The organism is Erythrobacter sp. JB1-4, from assembly GCF_057365025.1.
This window is the reverse complement of record NZ_CP200292.1, coordinates 768896-787283: the sequence shown is the minus strand read 5'-3', so window position 1 is coordinate 787283 and position 18388 is coordinate 768896. Positions and strand designations below refer to the sequence as shown.

Sequence of the window (18388 nt, the reverse complement as noted above, 5' to 3'; positions counted from 1 at the left end):
GTTCGGCCCTTGCGCGCCAAGAAATTAGGCAGGTTCGTTTTCAGCGATGAAATCGGCAACGCCGGGTACGATAATGCTGCGGTCACCGCCAAATTCTTCACGAACAACAATAAGGCCTTGCCTCTCAAGATGATCGAGTAGTCGCCGCACACGGCTTGGCGAGGAACTGCCATACAACAGCGCGAGTTGATCTTCGTCGGGCATGATCTCACCCAAAGCCGTTGCAACCACCATGGCGAGGAACGGTGCAAGGACGTCTTCATCGACGCCTTCGATCGTCCGCTCTGCAAGAGCTTTTGCGGGATCCGACAACTTATAAAACCCAGCAATTTCGAGCGCAAACAATCTTCGGAAACGGGCGATATCGATATGTGCGCTCGCGACGCTGTTCTGGCGGCACACAATAGCAAACTCGCGGAAAAGGGAGGTCGCCGGCTGGAACGTAGCCCCTTCGTTTGCTGCTAGTTTTCGAATCACACTTTCGACATCGCGCAGTTCATTTTGAGTGGCGGTTTCTGCATCTGAGGAGCTCTGCGTCTTTGATTGTGAGGCCACCTCATCGTCTTCGCGCTCGATTGGAGGCGCGTTATCTGATGTGTCAGATATTTCCCGAGCCAATAGGGATGTCTCTGACGACACCGGCGTAAGCGACTTGGCCGCAGTTGAAAGCGCGTGTTCGAGCTCAGCAGCAGGCCGAGGAGCAGCAACCGGACGAGGCGCTGTTTGCTCTGCCAGAGCCTCACTAAGACCGTCATTCAAAAGTGCTTCCATCTCATCGACCGGTGCATCGGGCAAAGGCATGAGCCCTTGAGTAGTATTTTTGCCTCCTGTCCGGACTGAGCCAACATTCACGGCAACCGGCCTGCGGCTAACCGCGGGTCCGAGCCCCAGAAACTGACCGCGTTGCAGATCGCGGATTTTGTCAGCCTGGCGGCGATCCATACCGAGAAGATCAGCCGCGCGCTGCATATCGATATCAAGGAACGTGCGCCCCATCAGGAAGTTGGAGGCCTCAGCGGCGACGTTCTTTGCCAGCTTGGCAAGCCGCTGTGTTGCGACGATGCCTGCAAGGCCACGCTTGCGCCCACGGCACATCAAGTTCGTCATCGCAGACAAGGTCATACGGCGCGTGTCATCGGCCATTTCACCTGCTGCAGCAGGGGCAAACATTTGCGCCTCATCCACCACAACAAGCGCAGGGAACCAGAATTCGCGCGGTGCATCAAAAAGAGCCGTCAGGAACGTCGCAGCGCAGCGAATTTGCTGTTCCACTTCGAGTTCATCAAGCGCCAGCACTACTGACGCACGGTGTTGCCGCACGCGCCCTGCAAGCGCTTCAATTTCGCGCTGAGAATAGGCTGCGCCATCGATGACGACATGGCCGAAGTGATCGGCCAAAGAGACAAAATCGCCTTCGGGATCGATGATGACCTGTTGGACAAGCCCGGCGCATTCTTCGAGCAAACGGCGCAAGAGGTGCGATTTTCCCGAACCGGAATTGCCTTGAACGAGCAAGCGTGTCGCGATCAGCTCTTCGAGATCGAAATCGATGCTCTGCCCGCCGGGGCCCTTGCCTATGTTGATTTGCGCGCTCACCTTGTAAGCCTAGGCACCTTGTCTCTTTGCGCAAAGGTTGGGCCGCGACTTTTCCAGCGATTCATGAACCCCGCGTATTATCACTTGGTATCGAGCAGGTTTGCGAGTGCAAAAAAAGCGCAAGCCAGAACGCCCTTTCCTCGTTATAGAGCCAGCCAGAAGCGATCGATCTGGATCGCTGTCCGCATGAACCCGTTGCGCCACATTGGCGTTCGTTTCCATGCCCTCTTACACACTCGCGGACGCATATGCGCCGCCACCCAAGCGAAATCCGATGCTATTTGAAAACCTTCCGTCCGTTCTGGGCGAAGCCCTTGCCGAACGCGGCTATGATACCCCAACTTCGGTTCAAGCCGCTGTTATTGCACCTGAAGCCAGCGGGCGCGACCTCATTGTCTCCGCCCAAACGGGTTCCGGCAAAACCGTTGCTTTCGGGATTGCTTTATCGGAGCAGCTCTTGAGCTCGCTTGACGATGGCAGTCTTGCCGATACCCCGCGTGCCTTGATCATTGCGCCCACGCGCGAGCTCGCCTTGCAGGTCAGCCGAGAGCTTGGTTGGCTTTATTCCAAAGCGCGCTTGCGGATCGCGACCTGTGTTGGCGGGATGGATGCGAGCAAAGAGCGGCGCGCGCTTCGATCGGGCCCCGCAATCGTTGTGGGTACGCCGGGCCGTTTGCGCGACCATATTGAGCGCGGGTCGCTTGATTTGTCTGCACTTGTCGGTCTCGTCCTTGATGAGGCGGATGAGATGCTCGACATGGGTTTTCGCGATGATCTGGAAGAGATCCTCGATGCAACTCCGGACACGCGCCGGACCCTCATGTTTTCCGCCACAATGCCGCGTGCAATCAAAAGGCTCGCAGAGCGTTACCAGTCTAATGCCCTGCAATTGCAGCTAAAAGGGCAAGAGCGCGGGCACGGCGATATCAGCTATGAAGCCATTACGATTGCACCTTCTGAAACCGAAAATGCGGTGGTCAATCTGCTTCGGTTTCATGAAGCGGAATCGGCGATATGTTTTTGCGCCACTCGCGACAGTGTGCGGCGGCTCCATGCGACCTTGCAAAATCGCGGCTTTGGCGTTGTTGCTCTCTCCGGTGAGCATTCCCAATCAGAGCGTAATCAGGCGCTTCAGGCTATGCGTGATGGGCGCGCGCGGGTCTGCGTTGCAACTGATGTCGCAGCGCGCGGTATCGACCTGCCAACCCTGAGCCTCGTCATCCATGTGGAAACGCCCCGCGATGCAGAGACACTGCAACACCGATCAGGCAGAACGGGGCGTGCTGGTAAGAAGGGGACTGCTGCGATCCTTGTCCCCTATAACAGGCGCAGGCGCGTTGAGAGCATGCTGCGCGGTGCAAAAATCGAGGCCAAATGGCACGGGGCACCTACCCCTGAGGCTATCCGCGAGAAGGATCACGCACGGCTCATGGAAAAGCTTACTGCGCCGGCTGAATATGATGATGCAGACCGCGCCATTGCTGCACAATTGTTGGAACGCCTTTCCGCTGAAGACATAGCTGCCGCCCTTGTTCAGGCGCACCGTGCCAAAATGCCAGCGCCTGAAGAGCTGCTCGCAAACACGCCTGAGGCGCGCGAGAAGGCCAAATCCGAAAGACATCGCCCCGGTTTTGAGGATGTGGTTTGGTTCAAGATGGGCATCGGGCGCCGACAAAACGCGGAAACTCGGTGGCTCCTTCCTCTGATTTGCAGGCGTGGACATATCACTCGCAATGAAATTGGCGCTATTCGAATTGCACAGGACGAAAGCTGGTTTCAAATCCCGCGTGCTATCGCGGAAAAATTTGCCGCTACCATCGATCGCACGGCTGAGAGTGACGATAAACAAGACGCAATTTTGATCGAGCTATCGGTTGACGGCCCACGAATGGAGGCTCGCAAGAACCGCAAGCATGAGCGCGGCGGGGCACCTGGTAAAGTGAAAGCCAAACCCTTTCGCAAAGGGAAAAAGGGCGATTTTTCCTCGCAAAAAAGAGATCGAAAAGTCGCAGATGAGGGCCGTGAAACGACAAGTAAGCGGCCCGGCAAGCCCAAGCCGAACCCAAACAAGAAGTTTGGCGCCAAACGCAAACCTCATAAGTAAAGCAAAAGCTGATTTTTAGCGGCGCACATCGCTGTTTGCTCAAGATTTGGCCTTACGGTAATAGCCTTACAATGCAGTGACCGCGAGAGGATCGCCGGTCAATCAGGGAGGGGCTCTTGCTAACCAAATTCATCCGGTTGGGCGCATTTTTTGTGATCACGAGCGGGGTATCGCAGTCTGCGGTCATGGCTCACAGTTCATCTGTTGCAGAACAGCAAAGTGGCGGTGCGGACACTTCGATTGTTCTTCGCAAACCCGGCGAAGAAACGCTGCCCGCCCGCGAGGCCACACCGCGCAATTTGCAGCGCTGGGCAAGGCGCATCGGCTACTCATACCCGACAGCCTCGGTATTTCTTGAGCAAACGGGCCGAACCCAAATCGCTGTAAAAGTCACCACCATGGGGCGTGCCACTGATTGCCGCGTTGTCAGGTCCAGTGGCTTTTCCAGGCTAGACCGCAGTGCTTGCCGAGGTATCGAGCGATATGCGCGTTTTGAGGTTGAACTCGATGATGCCGGCAATCCGATTGAGGCAAGCTATTCAACGACAGTGAATTGGAGCCTCGAAGGGGAGGAGGATGGCGAATACTCGGCCGGAGCGCTTGATCTGGAATATCCATCCGATGCGCTTAAAAAGGGGCATGAAGGCACCACCGAGGTCGAACTTGCGATTGGTCCCGAAGAACGACCAGCTTCCTGCACTGTCCTAACCAGTTCAGGCCACACTTCTCTCGATAAGGCAACCTGCAAGGGTCTTAAGAAATTGGATGCAGGCGAGCGGGTTGCCGAAGCCTATTTCGGACCAGAAACGCGAACGATCACAAGGCGGATATTGTGGGAGATACCTTCTGAAGAGGATGATCTGGACGATTACTAAGGCGCTCTATTCCTTCTGCATAATAGATGAGCGTTTTATCGAGCTGCTCCGATCAGGCTGAATGGAGCCCATTGGCTGGGGTGTGACCAGCTTTCTTCAAAGCCATAGCGATTGACGCCATCATAACTGGAATTCTCGCGTATTTCGCGCACTGCCTGTTGAAAGGCTGCCGCGCGGCTTAACGATGGGTCCGCATTGCCAATTTCAATTGTGCGGACAGTGATTTTTGCAGCGATTTCATCCCCGACCACCCAGTGCGAGGCGAGCAGATTGCTGGCCCCGGCATAGAAAAAGGCGCGCACTAACCCTGATAGGCCCGGCGCGCCTGTTGAAGGATCACCGGCGGCGGTGTTGCAGGCGGACAAGACGACCCACAGTGCATTGAGATCTAGGCCCGCAATTTCGCTAGCACTGAGATAACCATCGTTTGCAAGCGAGGCGGTTTCGGGCGGAGTTAACACCAGGCCGGGCTCGGCAAAGCCACTGCTATCGTCGGCAACCAGCGCGTGTGTTGCAAAAGCCAGGATACGGGTTTTGGATAGATCCATCCCTCGGATGCTCTCTTCTGTAAACTCGTCGGCTATCAGCAACGCCCGCTCTTCGTCTGCGCCCAGTGCCTTTGCCATTTGCCGAAGTTCGCCCTCGGTGTATTCCAAACTGTCCATAGCGCGCAGGACTTCTACGTCTGCCAAAGAACCAAACTCGCGCTTAAATAGGTTGCCGGATAGTTTTTGACCCCCACGCTTGCGTCCACGGCGGCCCGGTTCTTCTTGCGATCCTCCTTCAGGCTCGCGCAGAATTGGCGCGCCAAAACCCCGGAAAACGTCACCTGTCTCCGCTTGCTCTGACCCGTACAAACGCAGTGAGGCAAAGGAATTGAACGAGGGAACTTGCACCAATGGGAATGCGTCTGCGAGCCAAGAGGTGGCGCGCAGGTCATCGGGATTATCATCCATACCTTTCGGCTCTTCGCTGACCAGCATGCCAAATGGTAAAGTCGCCAATGCCCCCGATGGCGCAAGAAAGACCAGCTCGCTTCCTTCAAGTTCTTCCATCAAAGGAGCGATCATTTTGGAATAAAGCGCAAAAGCGGTGTCACGATCAAAACCGGAAAGGCCGCCATCTGTACCCTTGGGCCATTCTTCGTATTCGTCGTCATTTGGCTCTATTTCGCCGCCTGCAAACCACAAGAGCCGTCTGACCGCTTGATTGACGTCAACTTCTTTGATGTCCAGCAGCTGCCAGCTGGTTTCATTGCGCGTGATCGCAAAGCCATGAGTACCCGCACTCGATGGGATCAACATGAGCAGCGCTTCCCCTGGCTGAAGCAAGGCTCGTGCATCAGCGAGCGAAATCGGCTCTGCTTTCATAAATTCTAGGTATTCGGGGTATTGAGAGGCGATCTGATCATCGATCGCCGCGATCTCTTCGAGCAACGGGGTGAGCGATACGTTCATTTCGAGCGCTCGAAACTCGTTCGCGCTAAGTGTGCTGATTGCCAATTGGTATTTTGTTAATTGCTCGTCCCGGCGTTCAAGAAGAGCGATGAGTTCAGGGCTCTTTTCTTCAAAAAGGCCGTGCGCGATGGCGCTGTTTAAGGTGAGATCGACGACATTGTAGCTGCCACGTTGCAAAAGGCGGAAGACTTCCTCGCGATCTGCACGCGCGCCTCCTTCGCGTTCCGTTTGCCACAACAGGCTAGCTTGGCGAAGATAATGCTGCGGGGCACTGACAAGGTTTCTAAGCTGCCATTGGCTGTCAAATGAGCTCGCCTGACTTATTGCCCATTGCGCATCAAGCCGCGAGATCAGGTCAGCGCCTGCACTAAGCCCCTCGCTCACGTCAATAATCCCATTTTCAGCAAGCTGCATGCGTACACCGGTGAGTAAGGTCGTGGTTTCGCGGCTCAAACGATTGAGATTGGTATTTCGGCCCTCTTCATTGACAAGAAATGAGGCATAGGTTGGTCCAAAGCGGTCTTTGAATTGCGGGGCTCGTTCAATGGTCCGCAGCAGGTTGTGGGTGTAATTCCCACTCTCATATTCTTCGGGAACACGGACAGTTTGCGTCACCATTTGAACGAACTTATTGCCAGCCTCAGCCAGCTCGCTTTCACCCTTCTTTCGGTCGGTCTCGCCTGTTGCCTCGCGCACATCGAAGATCGCATCGGCAAAGCGCACGACCACTCCGGCCGATGCATATTCGCCGCTGCCTGCCAGTGCCTCGGCCAGATAACCAAGTGAGCGATAGACATTATCCGATTCTTCTGCGTTCTCACGCTCGATCTGTCGGAAGATACGGCGAATGGCTGATTGACGGGCAAGATCAACTGCGTCTTCATACCGCCCATCTGCGAGATAGAACCGGCCAAGCTTCTCTCGAACGACGGCCTCCTCTTCCCACGGCATCATTAGGAAATCACGCTCTGATACACGTAATGCGTAGTCGGCCTGAGTTTCAGAATATCGCAGCGCGTTTTCAGCGCGAATGATCGCTCGTTCCGCGTCTCCGTCCGCCAAATCTGCTTCGGCATAGAAGCTCTCGCCAATCAGCCAGTCTTCGTAGGTATTGGTGATCTCGTAGTCCTTAAGCCCGGCGATTTCTTCCTTGCTCAAGGCGGTGAGCTCGAGCGGTCGCTCGTTTGGATATGAGCCAGCAATGATATTGCGCGCCTGCTCGGCTTTGCCCTGTTTCAGGTAGATTTCGATCAGAACCATGTGGAAATTGGGCGCAAACCACAGTTTGAGGCCCAACAAGCCGACACGCTGTGGATTTTCGCCTCCACCGATCTCAATATTCATCATTCGCAGCGCAAGCGCTTCGGCCCGGTCCCAGCGCCCATACCGCTCATAGACTGACAAAAGCGCAAAGAACGGCCCGTGCAGATCCTCAAACTTAAAGCCCTCAGGACGAGAAAGCAGGTCTTCGATCACGGCTAGGTACTGACGCTCGGCAAACTCAAAATCGTCGATCTGGGCACCCAAGGATGCTCTGAGATCAGCCATTTCCTGATACATAATCCCGCCGTATCCAGCGTCGATCATCGCATTAACGTGGGTATCAAGAATTGAGCGCGCGATGTCGGAGCGCCCTGCATTCAGACAGACATTGGAATAGGCAAGGACATCGCTGTAAGGCCAAAGCAATCGTCCATCGCGGTCGCCTTGAGGAATTATATCATCAGCGAAAGGGAGGCGATTGGTGGCGATCTGCTCGTCCAGCGTGGTTTGGTACGACGGTGCAGGCGGCGCAGATGGTGCAGCAACTGCGGGTAAATCTGGAAAAGCTCCCTCAGGTAACGCAGGCGTGTCAGGCAAAGGTTTGGGATCGCCTAAGGGATACGCCCCGCATTGAAGCCATGCATTGGGTGGTTCAAATCCGCCGTCATAGACAAAGAATGCTAGTCTGAGTTGCCAAGCCCATTGATATTCAATTTCGTCACGATTGAATAATTCGCTCCCCAATTCCTCCATCTCATAGGCAAGCGCGCGCGCCGCGGCTCGGTCGTCCTTATTCTTCGGGTCATATGAAGCATCGATAAGCGCGGGAATGGCGAAAAATCTTGCTTGCTTTCGATCACCCAACTTGGCGTAGATTTTGGCAGTTCGATCCAACGCAATCCGCCCTGCATAGTTGGGACGGTCTTCGCGGTTTTCACTACGATAGCTCCCAGTCATAGAGGAGACCTTGGCTATCCAAGCGTAAGCCAAAACGGCAGAGTGATCGTCACCGTGCTTTTCCATGGCATCGGCCAATTCAAGCCATTCGGTAAGCAGATAGCCTGCCGATCCGCTGAAGTTCTTTTTGTCAAGCTCATGGACCCGCCAGTAATTGTCTGCAGCCGCTCGATCGTTTCCTTCGGCTGCAGCCAGTTTTGCAGCCGCAAGGTAGAGCCGCTTTTCTGACACGTTGGGGCGTCGCTTTTGTAGAACCCGTTCAAGCCGGACGCGCGCTTGGCGAAGGTCGCCAAGCTCAGTCAAAATCTCTGCGTGAGCGGTCGCAAGTCGATCATAGTCATTCGACGTGCTAACGCTCTCAAAATACTCAGAGAGATAGCGACTGGCGAGGACCAGATTTCCCGCTTCTCTTCCGTGTTTTTGCAAGAGTGAAAGGAGCGTCAGGCGAACGAGAAGCCCGTCGTTCTCTTTGTCGACGAGCATCAGCAAGTCGTTGGCAAGACAGGTCGCCTTTGATGTATCACCGGCCCGCGCCGCATCGGCGATCCACTCACGAACGGACCTGCGAGGACCTTCATCAACGTAGATTGCCGGGTCATTGAGTGGATCATCGCCGCATTTGCGCAGCAATGCCGCCTCTGCTGGGGTTACCTCAGGCGCGGCCGCAGCAGCGGTGGTTGGTGCGGTAAACACCGCTGCGAAAAGTCCAATGCCCAACAGAACTGAGCGTGATTGCAGGTTGCTTTTGCGCCGCATCTTTTCCCCCATGACCAGCCTTTCAGGTATCACTTTGCTTTCTTGGCTTGTCAAACCCAGGGCGGGCTTTGGGAAGTGCCCCGCTCAAGGGGGTGAGGACGACGCGCTCATTGCTCTTTGTAAGCATTGCTATTGCGATCTTGTCTGACAACGTTATCAATATATCGTCGGGAGGGCTTCATCGGATATGTATTTTGAAATGCTGATCGGCGCACGATCAACTCCTCAGGGTGCCCACGATGAGTGAATTTCTCGAGGCGTTAGAGGCGCTGCGCCCTTTGCTCGCAACAGGGCTTGGAGTTGCGGGACTGTTGTTTTTCATTCTGGTCCGCCGGATCAACGCCTTTTCGGCGCTGTTAGGGGCCACCCTCGCGACAGGCATTGCCGCAGGGCTTTCGCCCGACGCAGTGATTGGTTCTGTTCGCGACGGCTTTGCCGGAGTGCTCGGGTTTATCGCTGTCATAGTTGGGCTAGGCGCATTGCTTGGCGTGTACCTTGAAGCAAGCGGCGGTGCAGCGTCCCTTGCAAAGGCAATTATCGGCAAAAAAGAGGCGGGTCCTGCATCGGTGGCGATGGGGTTTGTCGGATTGGTGATCGCAATTCCGGTGTTCTTCGACGTAGGGCTCATCTTGCTTTTCCCCCTGGTTCGGGCGCTCGCTGCCAAAGCCAAAAGACCTGCACTGTTCTTTGGTCTCCCCCTGCTTGCAGGTTTGGCGACAGCGCATGCCTTTATTCCGCCAACTCCTGGACCTGTGGCAGTGGCAGAGATTTTGGGGGCCGATATCGGTTTGGTTATCCTTTGCGGGCTTGTCGCGGGTATCCCAGCTATGATTATTTCAGGACCAGTTTACGCCCACATTGCACAAAAGCGTGGCGTGCTCCCCTTGGTCGACGTACAGATCGAGGACCCCGGCGAAGGCGATACTGACAATAGCCTTGCTGCCAGAGCATTCGTCGCAATCTTGATCCCTATTGCCCTGATTGTTATTGCAGCGATTACCGGTGCTATGGGGGTGGACAACCAATGGCTCAATTTCTTGGGCCATCCTTTTGTCGCTCTTACAATCGGTTGCGCGCTTGCCGCTTGGGTGCTTCGTCCACGCGATGAGCAAGGGCAGGGGCGTTTGAAAGACGCTCTAACGCGCGCTTTTGAGCCGACGGCTGTCATCTTGCTTGTAACCGGGGCAGGCGGAGCGTTCAAACAGGTGTTGGTCGATACCGGCGCTGGAAAGATGTTGGCACAGGGCCTTCTGGGCTTTGGCCTTGGCCCTCTGATCGCCGGATTTCTTCTCGCAGCTATAGTGCGCATCGCCCAAGGGTCAGCCACGGTCGCTATGCTCACCGCCGCTGGGCTTTGTGCACCGCTTGCTCTGGCATCGGGCCTTGGCTCTTGGGATTTGGCTTTGATGGTAATTGCAATCGCGGCGGGCGCGAGCGTGGTGAGCCATGTGAACGATTCCGGCTTCTGGCTGGTGTCGCGTTATTTCGGGCTTGATGTGGGTGAGACATTCAAGACCTGGACAGTCGCCTCGACTTTAGTTGGGCTCGTGGGATTTGCAGTCGCTCTGCTCCTGAGCGCAATCCTCTAAGGTGGCGATGATTTGGCTTACTAAGGTGGTGGGCGTTTCGCTGGCATTGAGGATTAGGGCATCGTGCGGGGTGCGCAGGGCCACCAGTTGGCTGTCCAAGAGCGATACTGGCATAAAATGCCCCTCGCGGCCCTTCACGCGCTTGGCGAGTTCTTCCTTGGTGGTCTCCAAAAGGACGAACCTTGCCCGCCTCACCGGCATGGAGCGCAGGCGTTGTTGCACATAATCAGTGAGCGCGGAGCAAGCGAGCACGATAAGCGGCGATTGCTCTTTCCTCACCCGCTCCTCAATCGCATCGAGCCACGCGGTGCGGTCTGTATCGCTCAGCGGCTCACCCGCAGTCATCTTCGCCACATTGTCGCTTGTGTGGAAGAAATCGCCTTCGAGGAATGGGGCATCCAGTGCCTTGGCAAGGGCTGCACCCACCAGCGATTTGCCACAGCCGCTTGGCCCCATCACAACGACCAATGTTCGCCCCAATATCTGGCCCGTCACAGCATTACACCCCGCAGGTTTTGGTCGCGTCGATGTCAGGCGCAAGGCGGATGTTGGAAATGCCGATGCTCGCTCGCGCCGAAGACGCCAGCAGCAGCCCTGTGCTTACCGCACTAAGGTTCGCGCCGCGCTCCTCAAAACAGGCAAGGCTAAGGCGCACTTCTTGCCACTCACCGCTTGTGACCGGCACGCTCAAGCCGCCCCCGCATTCCGCCAATGTCTCACAGCCCAGTGCTACGCTCAGCGTTGTCGATGCATCGCCAGTTTTGCGCACGAAGAACGCCAGTTCCATGTCGCCATTGCTTTGGCGGGTGAAGTCGACAGGCGCATGGCTCGCGATCCGCACGAGGGGGCTGGTTTCATTCCACTGGATTTGCAGCGAGTCTTCTTGTGCAAGGCGATCATAGCCAGAGAACACAAGCGCTCCGCCATCCCAACTGCTTGAGTTAAGGCGTGTTTGCGTGCCGTTGACGAGGCCATAAAGCGACCATGGATTGGGCGCTTGGCCGCTTGCGAATAGGACGTCGCCCGATGAACTTGCATTGGGGTCAATGCCGGACACCTCGGAAAGCTCAACCACCTGCTTGCGGTCAGCCAGCGACAAGCCATAGCCGAACGCGAAAAGCGGATCGTACCCTTCATCGCCCACATTGAGTGTGGTTTGATCGGCGGTGCGCGGCCATGAGAAGGACAGCTTTCCGGTGAAGTCGAAGCCGGGCTCACGCTGAAACAGCAGATCGCTCACCCCGCCGCCTTCGCTTCCCGGAAGGAAGGCCGCGACAAAGGCGTCAGAGGCATTGATCTCCGGGTTCACCCACATGGGCCTGCCAGAGAGGAACACCGAGACGACCGGCATGCCCTTTTCGCGATAGCCTGCAAGAAGACCCGTATCGAAAGCGCCATCGGACCAATCGAGATGAGGGCGGTCGCCTTGGAATTCGGCATAGCTTTCCTCGCCATAGACCGCGATCACCACATCCGCGTCATGATTGCCGCTGCCGTCTTCATCGAAGATCACGCTCCCGCCAGCGCTTTCTACCGTCTCGCGGATGCCATCAAGGATCGACTGCCCACCAGGAAACTCATCATTGCTGTGTGAGCCGCCCTGCCATGAGAGCGTCCACCCGCCTGAGGCCTTGGCGATGCTATCCGCGCCATCGCCTACGACCAGCACGGTTTGCTTGGCGGCAAGTGGCAGGACCTGATTGTTGTTTTTGAGGAGCACCAGAGACTTTCGTACCGCCTCACGCGCGATTGCCTTGTGCTCGGCGGTCGCCAGTAGGCTCGCATCACCGGCCCCCGCCCGTGTGCTGGGCGCGCCTCGGTTGAACAGGTCATAGTGCAGTTTAACCCGCAAAATGCGCCGCACCGCGTCGTCTAGCCGCTCCATCGAAATACGGCCAGAGCGCGCGTGGGCGAGCTGGGTTTCGTAAAGCCCGCGCCAGCTGTCGGGCGCCATAAACATGTCGATCCCGGCATCGAACGCCTCAGGGCAATCGGTGTTGCTGCATCCCGGAATTTGCCCATGCGCGTTCCAATCACTGACAACGAAACCGTTGAAATTCATGCGGTCTTTGAGGACATCGGTGATAAGCGCGCGGTTGCCCGTCATCTTGATATCCTGCCAGCTTGAGAAGGAGACCATGACGGTCTGCACCTGCGCCTCGAGCGCGGGCAGATAGCCCAATGCGTGAATATCGCGCAGCTCTTCTTCGGTGATGCTGGCATCGCCTTGGTCGCGTCCACCATCGGTTGCGCCGTCACCAACATAGTGTTTGGCAGCTGACAAAACGCGGCCTGATGCGAGGAAGTCATCGCTACCAAATGCGCCTTGCAGCCCTTCGACAATGCGGTCTGAGTAAGAGACGACCACGCCGGGTTCTTCGGAGAAGCCCTCGTAACCCCGGCCCCAACGGTCATCGCGTGGAACGGCAAGGGTGGGGGCAAAGGTCCAGTCATGGCCCGAGACGACGAGTTCCTTTGCCGTCACCTGCATGATCCGCTCAATAAGGTCTGGATCGCGTGCTGCGCCCAATCCCACATTGTGAGGGAAGACTGTCGCGCCCAAAAGATTGGTGTGCCCGTGGACCGCATCTATGCCCCAGATGATCGGGATAGCAACCTCGACGCCGTCTGTGTCAGTCGATGCCTCCCAATATTGGTCAGCCACAGTGAGCCAGGTCCCGGCATCAGCATAAGGCAGCGGGCCCGGAGCCGAGTTGCCGCCGCTCAGCACGGAGCCGAGGCGGTATTGCTTGACCTCTTCCGGGGTAACAGAAGCGCTGTCGGCTTGAATGGTCTGGCCGACTTTCTGCTCAAGCGTCATCTTCGCCATGATCGCATCGATCTGCGCTTCGATTGCGGGATTGAGCGGCGTTGCGCTGACCTCAGGCCAAATTTCAGGTCTGATCTGCGCTTGCTGAACCTGTTCGCCCTGATCAGGTATTGCTTCGGTTATCGCGGTGCTAGCGGGCCCCACAGCTGATGACGCAGCAGATGCAGACACGGCGGTGCTTGTGGCAGAGCTTGGCGTGCAAGCGGCAAGAGCCGGCATCAGGGCGATAAAGGCGGTCCGCCCCAAAAAGCGAGCGCTCATAGTGTAATCCTCTCATCTCGCGCGCCTTGCTTTTCAGATTGTGCGGCGCTTTACGAATCCATCTTGTCCTATAAACGAGCGATTTTTGACAAGGTTGTCAATATTGGATTATCAAGCGTTTGAGGGAGATGAGTCGCCGTGCCTATGTCGCGCCGAAATATGATGGTTTTGTCAGCCGGGGTGGTGGCGGCTGGCTGTTCACCGCGCTCCTTGTCGGCGTCAGCTGGGTCGAGTGCAGACGTGCAATTCGAGGTGTTCGACCCTGCCTTTGAGAATATCGTCGACACTAAGGCGACCGCTCGATTGCTTTCGACCGGACATCAATGGTCGGAAGGGCCCGCGTGGGATGCGAAAAGGCAGACGCTCTATTTCACGGACGTGCCCCGCAACCGTGCTTATTCGTGGTCGCAAGAGAAGGGCGATGCGGTTTTCCTGTCGCCTTCAAGCGCTGAGACACAGTTGGCTGAGGGAAGCGATGTGCAAGGGGCGAACGGGCTGCTCCTATCGCGCACCGGCGAATTGTTGATCTGCAATCACGGCGAACGCTCTGTGGAAGCGCGTGATTTTGCAAGTGGCAAAAGGCGGGTCCTTGCTACAAATTTTGAGGGTAAACGCTTCAACAGTCCCAATGATTTGATCGAAGCTGCTGACGGCACGATTTACTTCACCGATCCGCCCTATGGGCTCGACGGGCTCGACGCATCGCCCGCCAAAGAGCTGACCGTGAACGGCGTCTACCGCCTCGACACTGACGGTTCAGTCACACGGCTTGTGGACGATATGACCTTTCCCAATGGTGCAGCGTTGTCGCCCGATGAGAGGTGGCTCTATGTCAGCCAATCTGATCCTGCAGCCCCTATGGTCCGGCGTTTCAAGCTGGGCGACGATGGCCGGATCGAGGCTGGAGAGGCGACGTGGTTCGACGCAAAACCCTTTATGCACGAAGTGGGCGGGCTTCCCGATGGGATGGCTGTGACGCGGGATGGACATGTCATGTTAGCAGGGCCCGGCGGCGTGCTGGTCATCACCCCGCAAGGCACGTGTCTGGGCCGTATCTTCACTGGCCGGGCGAGTGCAAACTGTGCCTTTGGCGAGGATGGCCGCACGCTGTTTATCACCGCTGGCGACCGCTTGGTGGCCGTGCGCACCAAGGTTTACGGGCTGGGACGGTTCTGATTTGGCCAGCGCCGCGCCTTTCCAAGATGCACCGGGAGTGCCGGTGATGGCGGGTGAAAAACTTCGCCGCCTTGCAGGCTATGGCTTGGGTGATTTCGGTCTCAACATCTATTGGCACAGCCTCTCGCTGATCCTCGTCTTCTGGTATGCTGAGGTCGTGGGGCTGGACCCCAAGTTGGCCGGGTGGATCTATGCGCTTGGCCTTTTGTGGGACGCGGTGTCTGACCCGCTTGTCGCCAGTATCGCTGCTGCCAATCGCAGCAAGCACGGTGTTTATCGCCCCTTCATCCTGTTTGGCAGCTTCGGCCTTGGAGCCTCGTTTTGCCTGCTGTTCTGGGCACCGCCTCTCGAAGGCTGGTTCCTGTTCGGCGCGCTATTGGTGTCAGCCATTATATTTCGAACCTCCTACACCATCGTCGCGGTTCCCTATTCAGCGCTTTCTGCAAGGCTCACCTTCAGCTCGGTTGAACGCGCGGAATTGTCAGGCGTGCGCATGTTCTTTGCCTTTTGCGGAATGCTGTGCGTCACATCGTTCTTCTTCCCGATCAGTAGAGCAATCCAGGAACGCGGAGAGACCGCTGGTGATGGGTTTTTCTACACCGCCATGTTAGGCGCGGTCGTCGCCACCATCGCTTTGTCAGCGTGCTTTTTCTTCACCAAGGAAAAGCCGCCGCTAGGAGGCGATGATCTGCCAAGCGGGTGGAGCCTTAAGTCGTTTCTTGAGGCGTTCTCGCGCAATGATGCATTGAGGCTGTTGCTGCTGGTTCTACTGCTGAATTCGGCGGCTGGTGCAAGCATCAGCATCCCCATGGCGTTCTACATCCAGGCCAATGCGAGCGATTTTGCCAATACCGAAGTGATCCTCTCCGCCTATGCCTTTGCAACGCTTGCAGGCGTGCCGATTTGGACCCTCATCACGCGGTTTGTTGGCAAGAAAAAGTGCTGGTATCTTGGCACTCTTGTCACAGGCATTGCTGGGGTATGGCTGTTTGCATCGGGACCCTACCTCACCAATGGAGTCCCGGTTCAGCTGATTTTGTATGGCTTTGCCGGATCGTCATTTGCCATCATCATCTGGGCGCTAATCCCCGACACGGTTGAATACGGCCAATACAATTATGGTCGCCGCGACGAAGGCGCGGTATTTGGCTCCAGCCTGTTTGCACAAAAAGCATCTGGCGCACTGACGGGACTTGGCGTGGGATACCTCCTATCCGGCATTGGGTACGAGCCCGAACGCGACGTTCAAACCGCTGAAACAGCGCTTTCACTTGGCCAGTACATTGCCATTGTCCCGGTCGTCTTGCTGGTCGCTGCTTCTATAATCCTCTTTCTTATGCCACTGAGCCGCGATCTTCATGCGCGCATCGTTGATGAGCTGTCGCAGGGGTGATGTCAGGGGTGAGAGGGCAAATGGTAAAAACGAAATCCGAAAACTCGGCCAAGATGAAGGATGTGGCAGACTTGGCAGGCGTGTCGATTAAGACCGTCTCGCGGGTGCTCAACAATGAGCCGCACGTTCAAGACAAGCTGCGCCGAAAGGTGCGCGAGGCGGCGGAAAAGCTGGACTATGTGCCCAGTCAATCGGCGCGTTCTTTGCGAGGCAGCCGGTCGTATGACATCAACCTTGTGTGCCACAATGCGGGCAGTGTTTATGTGAACTCGATCCAGTTCGGCGGCGTCATCGCATGCCAGGAATTGGGGTATCAATTGTCGATCAGTCTCGTTGAAAATCTCGACCAGATGGCGATGGCTGATATTCGCGCAGCGTTTGAGACCGTGATGAAACGCAGGCGCCCCGATGGCGTCGTGCTGCTCGCTCCTTATGCGAACGATGAAAAGATCGGTTTTGTGCTGCAAGAGATGGGAATCCCCGTCGTGCGTGTGGGGCCCGTTGACCTTCAGAACAAAGGCCTGCTCGTCGAGATTGATGATTATCAAGCCGCGATTGAAGTTGTTCAGCACCTCACTGATCTGGGCCACAAGCGGATTGGCTTTATCCGGGGAAGCGAAAACCAGCGCGCGACCCATGTGCGTTACTCAGGCTTTTCGGTGGCCATGGAAGCCGCCGGCCTAACGGTTGATCCAGAGCTTGTGCGCCCCGGCGCGTTTGACTTTGAGGCGGGCTATGAGGCGGGGCAGTTCTTCCTTGACCACGCCAACCCGCCAACCGCCGTTTTCTCATCCAACGATGACATGGCAGCAGGGCTCGTCGCTGCATACACAGAGCGCGGGCTTAAGGTGCCTCAAGACCTCTCTGTGGTCGGCTTCGATGATTCCAGCATCGCGACATGTATGCGCCCATTCCTCACCACAGTTCGCCAACCTTTGAGCGATCTGGGGGCAAGGGCCGTGCGCGAGTTGGTCGCCTCGCTAAGCGGCACCGGCAAACCTGAGGCGCGGCGCATTGTGCTCGATCACGAGTTCGTGCTGCGCGACACAACAGCTCCACCAAACACCAATTAAAGTTCCAAAAGGAAAGGGATCACATGTTTAGAAAGACAACTTGGGCCGCAGCTTGCGCTGCTTTGCTTTCGACTGGATCGCCTTCGCTAATGGCCCAAGAGGCAGCGCCGCCAATTGCCCAAGATTTTCAGATGAAGCGCTGTGTGAATATGGGCAATGCCTTGGAGGCGGCCCATGGTGAGAATTGGGGGCGGCTGTACACGCAAGAAGACTACGCGCGCATTGCAGCGGCTGGCTTTGACACGGTGCGCATTCCCGTTCGGTGGAGCGATTACACCGGGCCTGCGCCGACCTATCGCATTCATCCCGATTTTGCCGAAGTGGTCGACAACAACATCCGCTGGGCGCTTAAGAACGACCTCAATATCGTCCTCAACATCCACCACTTTGAAGAAATAATGGAGCAGCCCGCAAACCAGATGGAGCGATATCGCGCGATCTGGGACCAGATTTCACTCCGCTATTCAAAACTGCCAGACAATGTGTGGTTCGAGGTTTTGAATGAGCCGCACAACAATCTAAAAGGCGCTCAAATGCGTCAGGCTCAGGCGCTCGCGTTGCAAATCATCCGCGGCGATAACCCAGACCGGATTGTAATGCTGGGAGGCGAGGAATGGTCGGGCATCCGCACGCTTGCGACCAATCTTTCAACCGATGATCCCAACATCGTCTACACCTTCCACTATTACGACCCGTTCAACTTCACCCACCAAGGCGCAACGTGGCTGGGCGATAATATGCCCAAGGGCAAACGCGGATGGGGCTCGGGCGAAGACAAAGCGGAACTCGCTGCCGCAGTCGAGACGGCCAAGGCGTTCCGGGAGGCAACGGGACGCCCTGTTTTCCTAGGCGAATTTGGCGTCAACGCGCCGGTGAGCAATAAAGAGCGCGTCAAATGGGCAGGCGCGGTCAAGGTCGCGATGGAAGAGGCTGATATCCCGTGGTGTCTTTGGGCCTATGGCAACACCTTTGCCCTCTACACGGATGAGAAGGGCTGGGATCAGGATATGCTGAAGGCGCTCACCGAAGAGTGAGCGCTAGGGGAGTAAATGCAGACG

At 56.6% G+C, this 18388-nt stretch carries 11 protein-coding genes; 7 read left to right on the top strand and 4 right to left on the bottom strand.

Going from position 1 to position 18388, the window contains the following annotated elements; genetic code table 11:
• Window positions 1–24: 24 nt before the first annotated feature.
• Complete coding sequence (locus AC0V61_RS03540; RefSeq protein ID WP_486155900.1) at window positions 25–1596, bottom strand: helicase HerA domain-containing protein; 1572 nt, start codon at window positions 1594–1596, stop codon at window positions 25–27.
• Window positions 1597–1870: 274 nt separating this feature from the next.
• On the opposite strand from AC0V61_RS03540, the gene AC0V61_RS03535 reads away from it, so the two are divergent.
• Both AC0V61_RS03535 and AC0V61_RS03530 read left to right on the top strand, forming a co-directional pair.
• A complete protein-coding gene (locus AC0V61_RS03535; protein WP_486159439.1) occupies window positions 1871–3700 on the top strand; it encodes a DEAD/DEAH box helicase in 1830 nt (609 codons plus the stop codon).
• A gap of 116 nt (window positions 3701–3816) precedes the next feature.
• On the top strand, window positions 3817–4575 hold the full coding sequence (locus tag AC0V61_RS03530) for a TonB family protein (RefSeq protein ID WP_486155899.1): 759 nt from the start codon (window positions 3817–3819) through the stop codon (window positions 4573–4575).
• A gap of 35 nt (window positions 4576–4610) precedes the next feature.
• On the opposite strand, the gene AC0V61_RS03525 is transcribed toward AC0V61_RS03530, so the two are convergent.
• Window positions 4611–9008 carry a CHAT domain-containing protein gene (locus AC0V61_RS03525; RefSeq protein WP_486155898.1) on the bottom strand — a complete coding sequence of 1466 codons (4398 nt, stop codon included), beginning with the start codon at window positions 9006–9008 and terminating at the stop codon, window positions 4611–4613.
• A gap of 239 nt (window positions 9009–9247) precedes the next feature.
• On the opposite strand from AC0V61_RS03525, the gene AC0V61_RS03520 reads away from it, so the two are divergent.
• Window positions 9248–10597 (top strand): GntP family permease, encoded by a 1350-nt coding sequence (locus AC0V61_RS03520; RefSeq protein WP_486155897.1) that lies wholly within the window; start codon window positions 9248–9250, stop codon window positions 10595–10597.
• Here the strand turns inward: AC0V61_RS03520 and AC0V61_RS03515 are convergent.
• Window positions 10544–11092 (bottom strand): gluconokinase, encoded by a 549-nt coding sequence (locus tag AC0V61_RS03515; protein ID WP_486155896.1) that lies wholly within the window; start codon window positions 11090–11092, stop codon window positions 10544–10546. The genes AC0V61_RS03520 and AC0V61_RS03515 overlap by 54 nt on opposite strands.
• Window positions 11093–11096: 4 nt before the next feature.
• Window positions 11097–13688 carry a glycoside hydrolase family 3 protein gene (locus AC0V61_RS03510; RefSeq protein WP_486155895.1) on the bottom strand — a complete coding sequence of 864 codons (2592 nt, stop codon included), beginning with the start codon at window positions 13686–13688 and terminating at the stop codon, window positions 11097–11099.
• 144 nt (window positions 13689–13832) lie between these two features.
• On the opposite strand from AC0V61_RS03510, the gene AC0V61_RS03505 reads away from it, so the two are divergent.
• From AC0V61_RS03505 to AC0V61_RS03490, 4 genes are read left to right on the top strand one after another with little or no spacing between them, the layout of a single operon-like run.
• A complete protein-coding gene (locus AC0V61_RS03505) occupies window positions 13833–14864 on the top strand; it encodes an SMP-30/gluconolactonase/LRE family protein (protein ID WP_486159437.1) in 1032 nt (343 codons plus the stop codon).
• Window positions 14865–14910: 46 nt separating this feature from the next.
• Window positions 14911–16257, top strand: coding sequence for an MFS transporter (locus AC0V61_RS03500; RefSeq protein WP_486155894.1), 1347 nt, complete (start codon window positions 14911–14913; stop codon window positions 16255–16257).
• Between the two features lie 20 nt (window positions 16258–16277).
• Window positions 16278–17330 (top strand): LacI family DNA-binding transcriptional regulator, encoded by a 1053-nt coding sequence (locus tag AC0V61_RS03495; protein WP_486155893.1) that lies wholly within the window; start codon window positions 16278–16280, stop codon window positions 17328–17330.
• A gap of 23 nt (window positions 17331–17353) precedes the next feature.
• Window positions 17354–18364, top strand: coding sequence for a glycoside hydrolase family 5 protein (locus AC0V61_RS03490; protein WP_486155892.1), 1011 nt, complete (start codon window positions 17354–17356; stop codon window positions 18362–18364).
• The last annotated feature ends 24 nt before the right edge of the window (window positions 18365–18388 follow it).

Coding starts and splice junctions, on each gene's coding strand:
- AC0V61_RS03495 (WP_486155893.1), top strand. CDS start 16,278: ATGGTAAAAACGAAATCCGAAAACTCGGCCAAGATGAAGGATGTGGCA.
- AC0V61_RS03535 (WP_486159439.1), top strand. CDS start 1,871: ATGCTATTTGAAAACCTTCCGTCCGTTCTGGGCGAAGCCCTTGCCGAA.
- AC0V61_RS03490 (WP_486155892.1), top strand. CDS start 17,354: ATGTTTAGAAAGACAACTTGGGCCGCAGCTTGCGCTGCTTTGCTTTCG.
- AC0V61_RS03505 (WP_486159437.1), top strand. CDS start 13,833: ATGTCGCGCCGAAATATGATGGTTTTGTCAGCCGGGGTGGTGGCGGCT.
- AC0V61_RS03510 (WP_486155895.1), bottom strand. CDS start 13,688: ATGAGCGCTCGCTTTTTGGGGCGGACCGCCTTTATCGCCCTGATGCCG.
- AC0V61_RS03500 (WP_486155894.1), top strand. CDS start 14,911: ATGGCGGGTGAAAAACTTCGCCGCCTTGCAGGCTATGGCTTGGGTGAT.
- AC0V61_RS03525 (WP_486155898.1), bottom strand. CDS start 9,008: ATGCGGCGCAAAAGCAACCTGCAATCACGCTCAGTTCTGTTGGGCATT.
- AC0V61_RS03520 (WP_486155897.1), top strand. CDS start 9,248: ATGAGTGAATTTCTCGAGGCGTTAGAGGCGCTGCGCCCTTTGCTCGCA.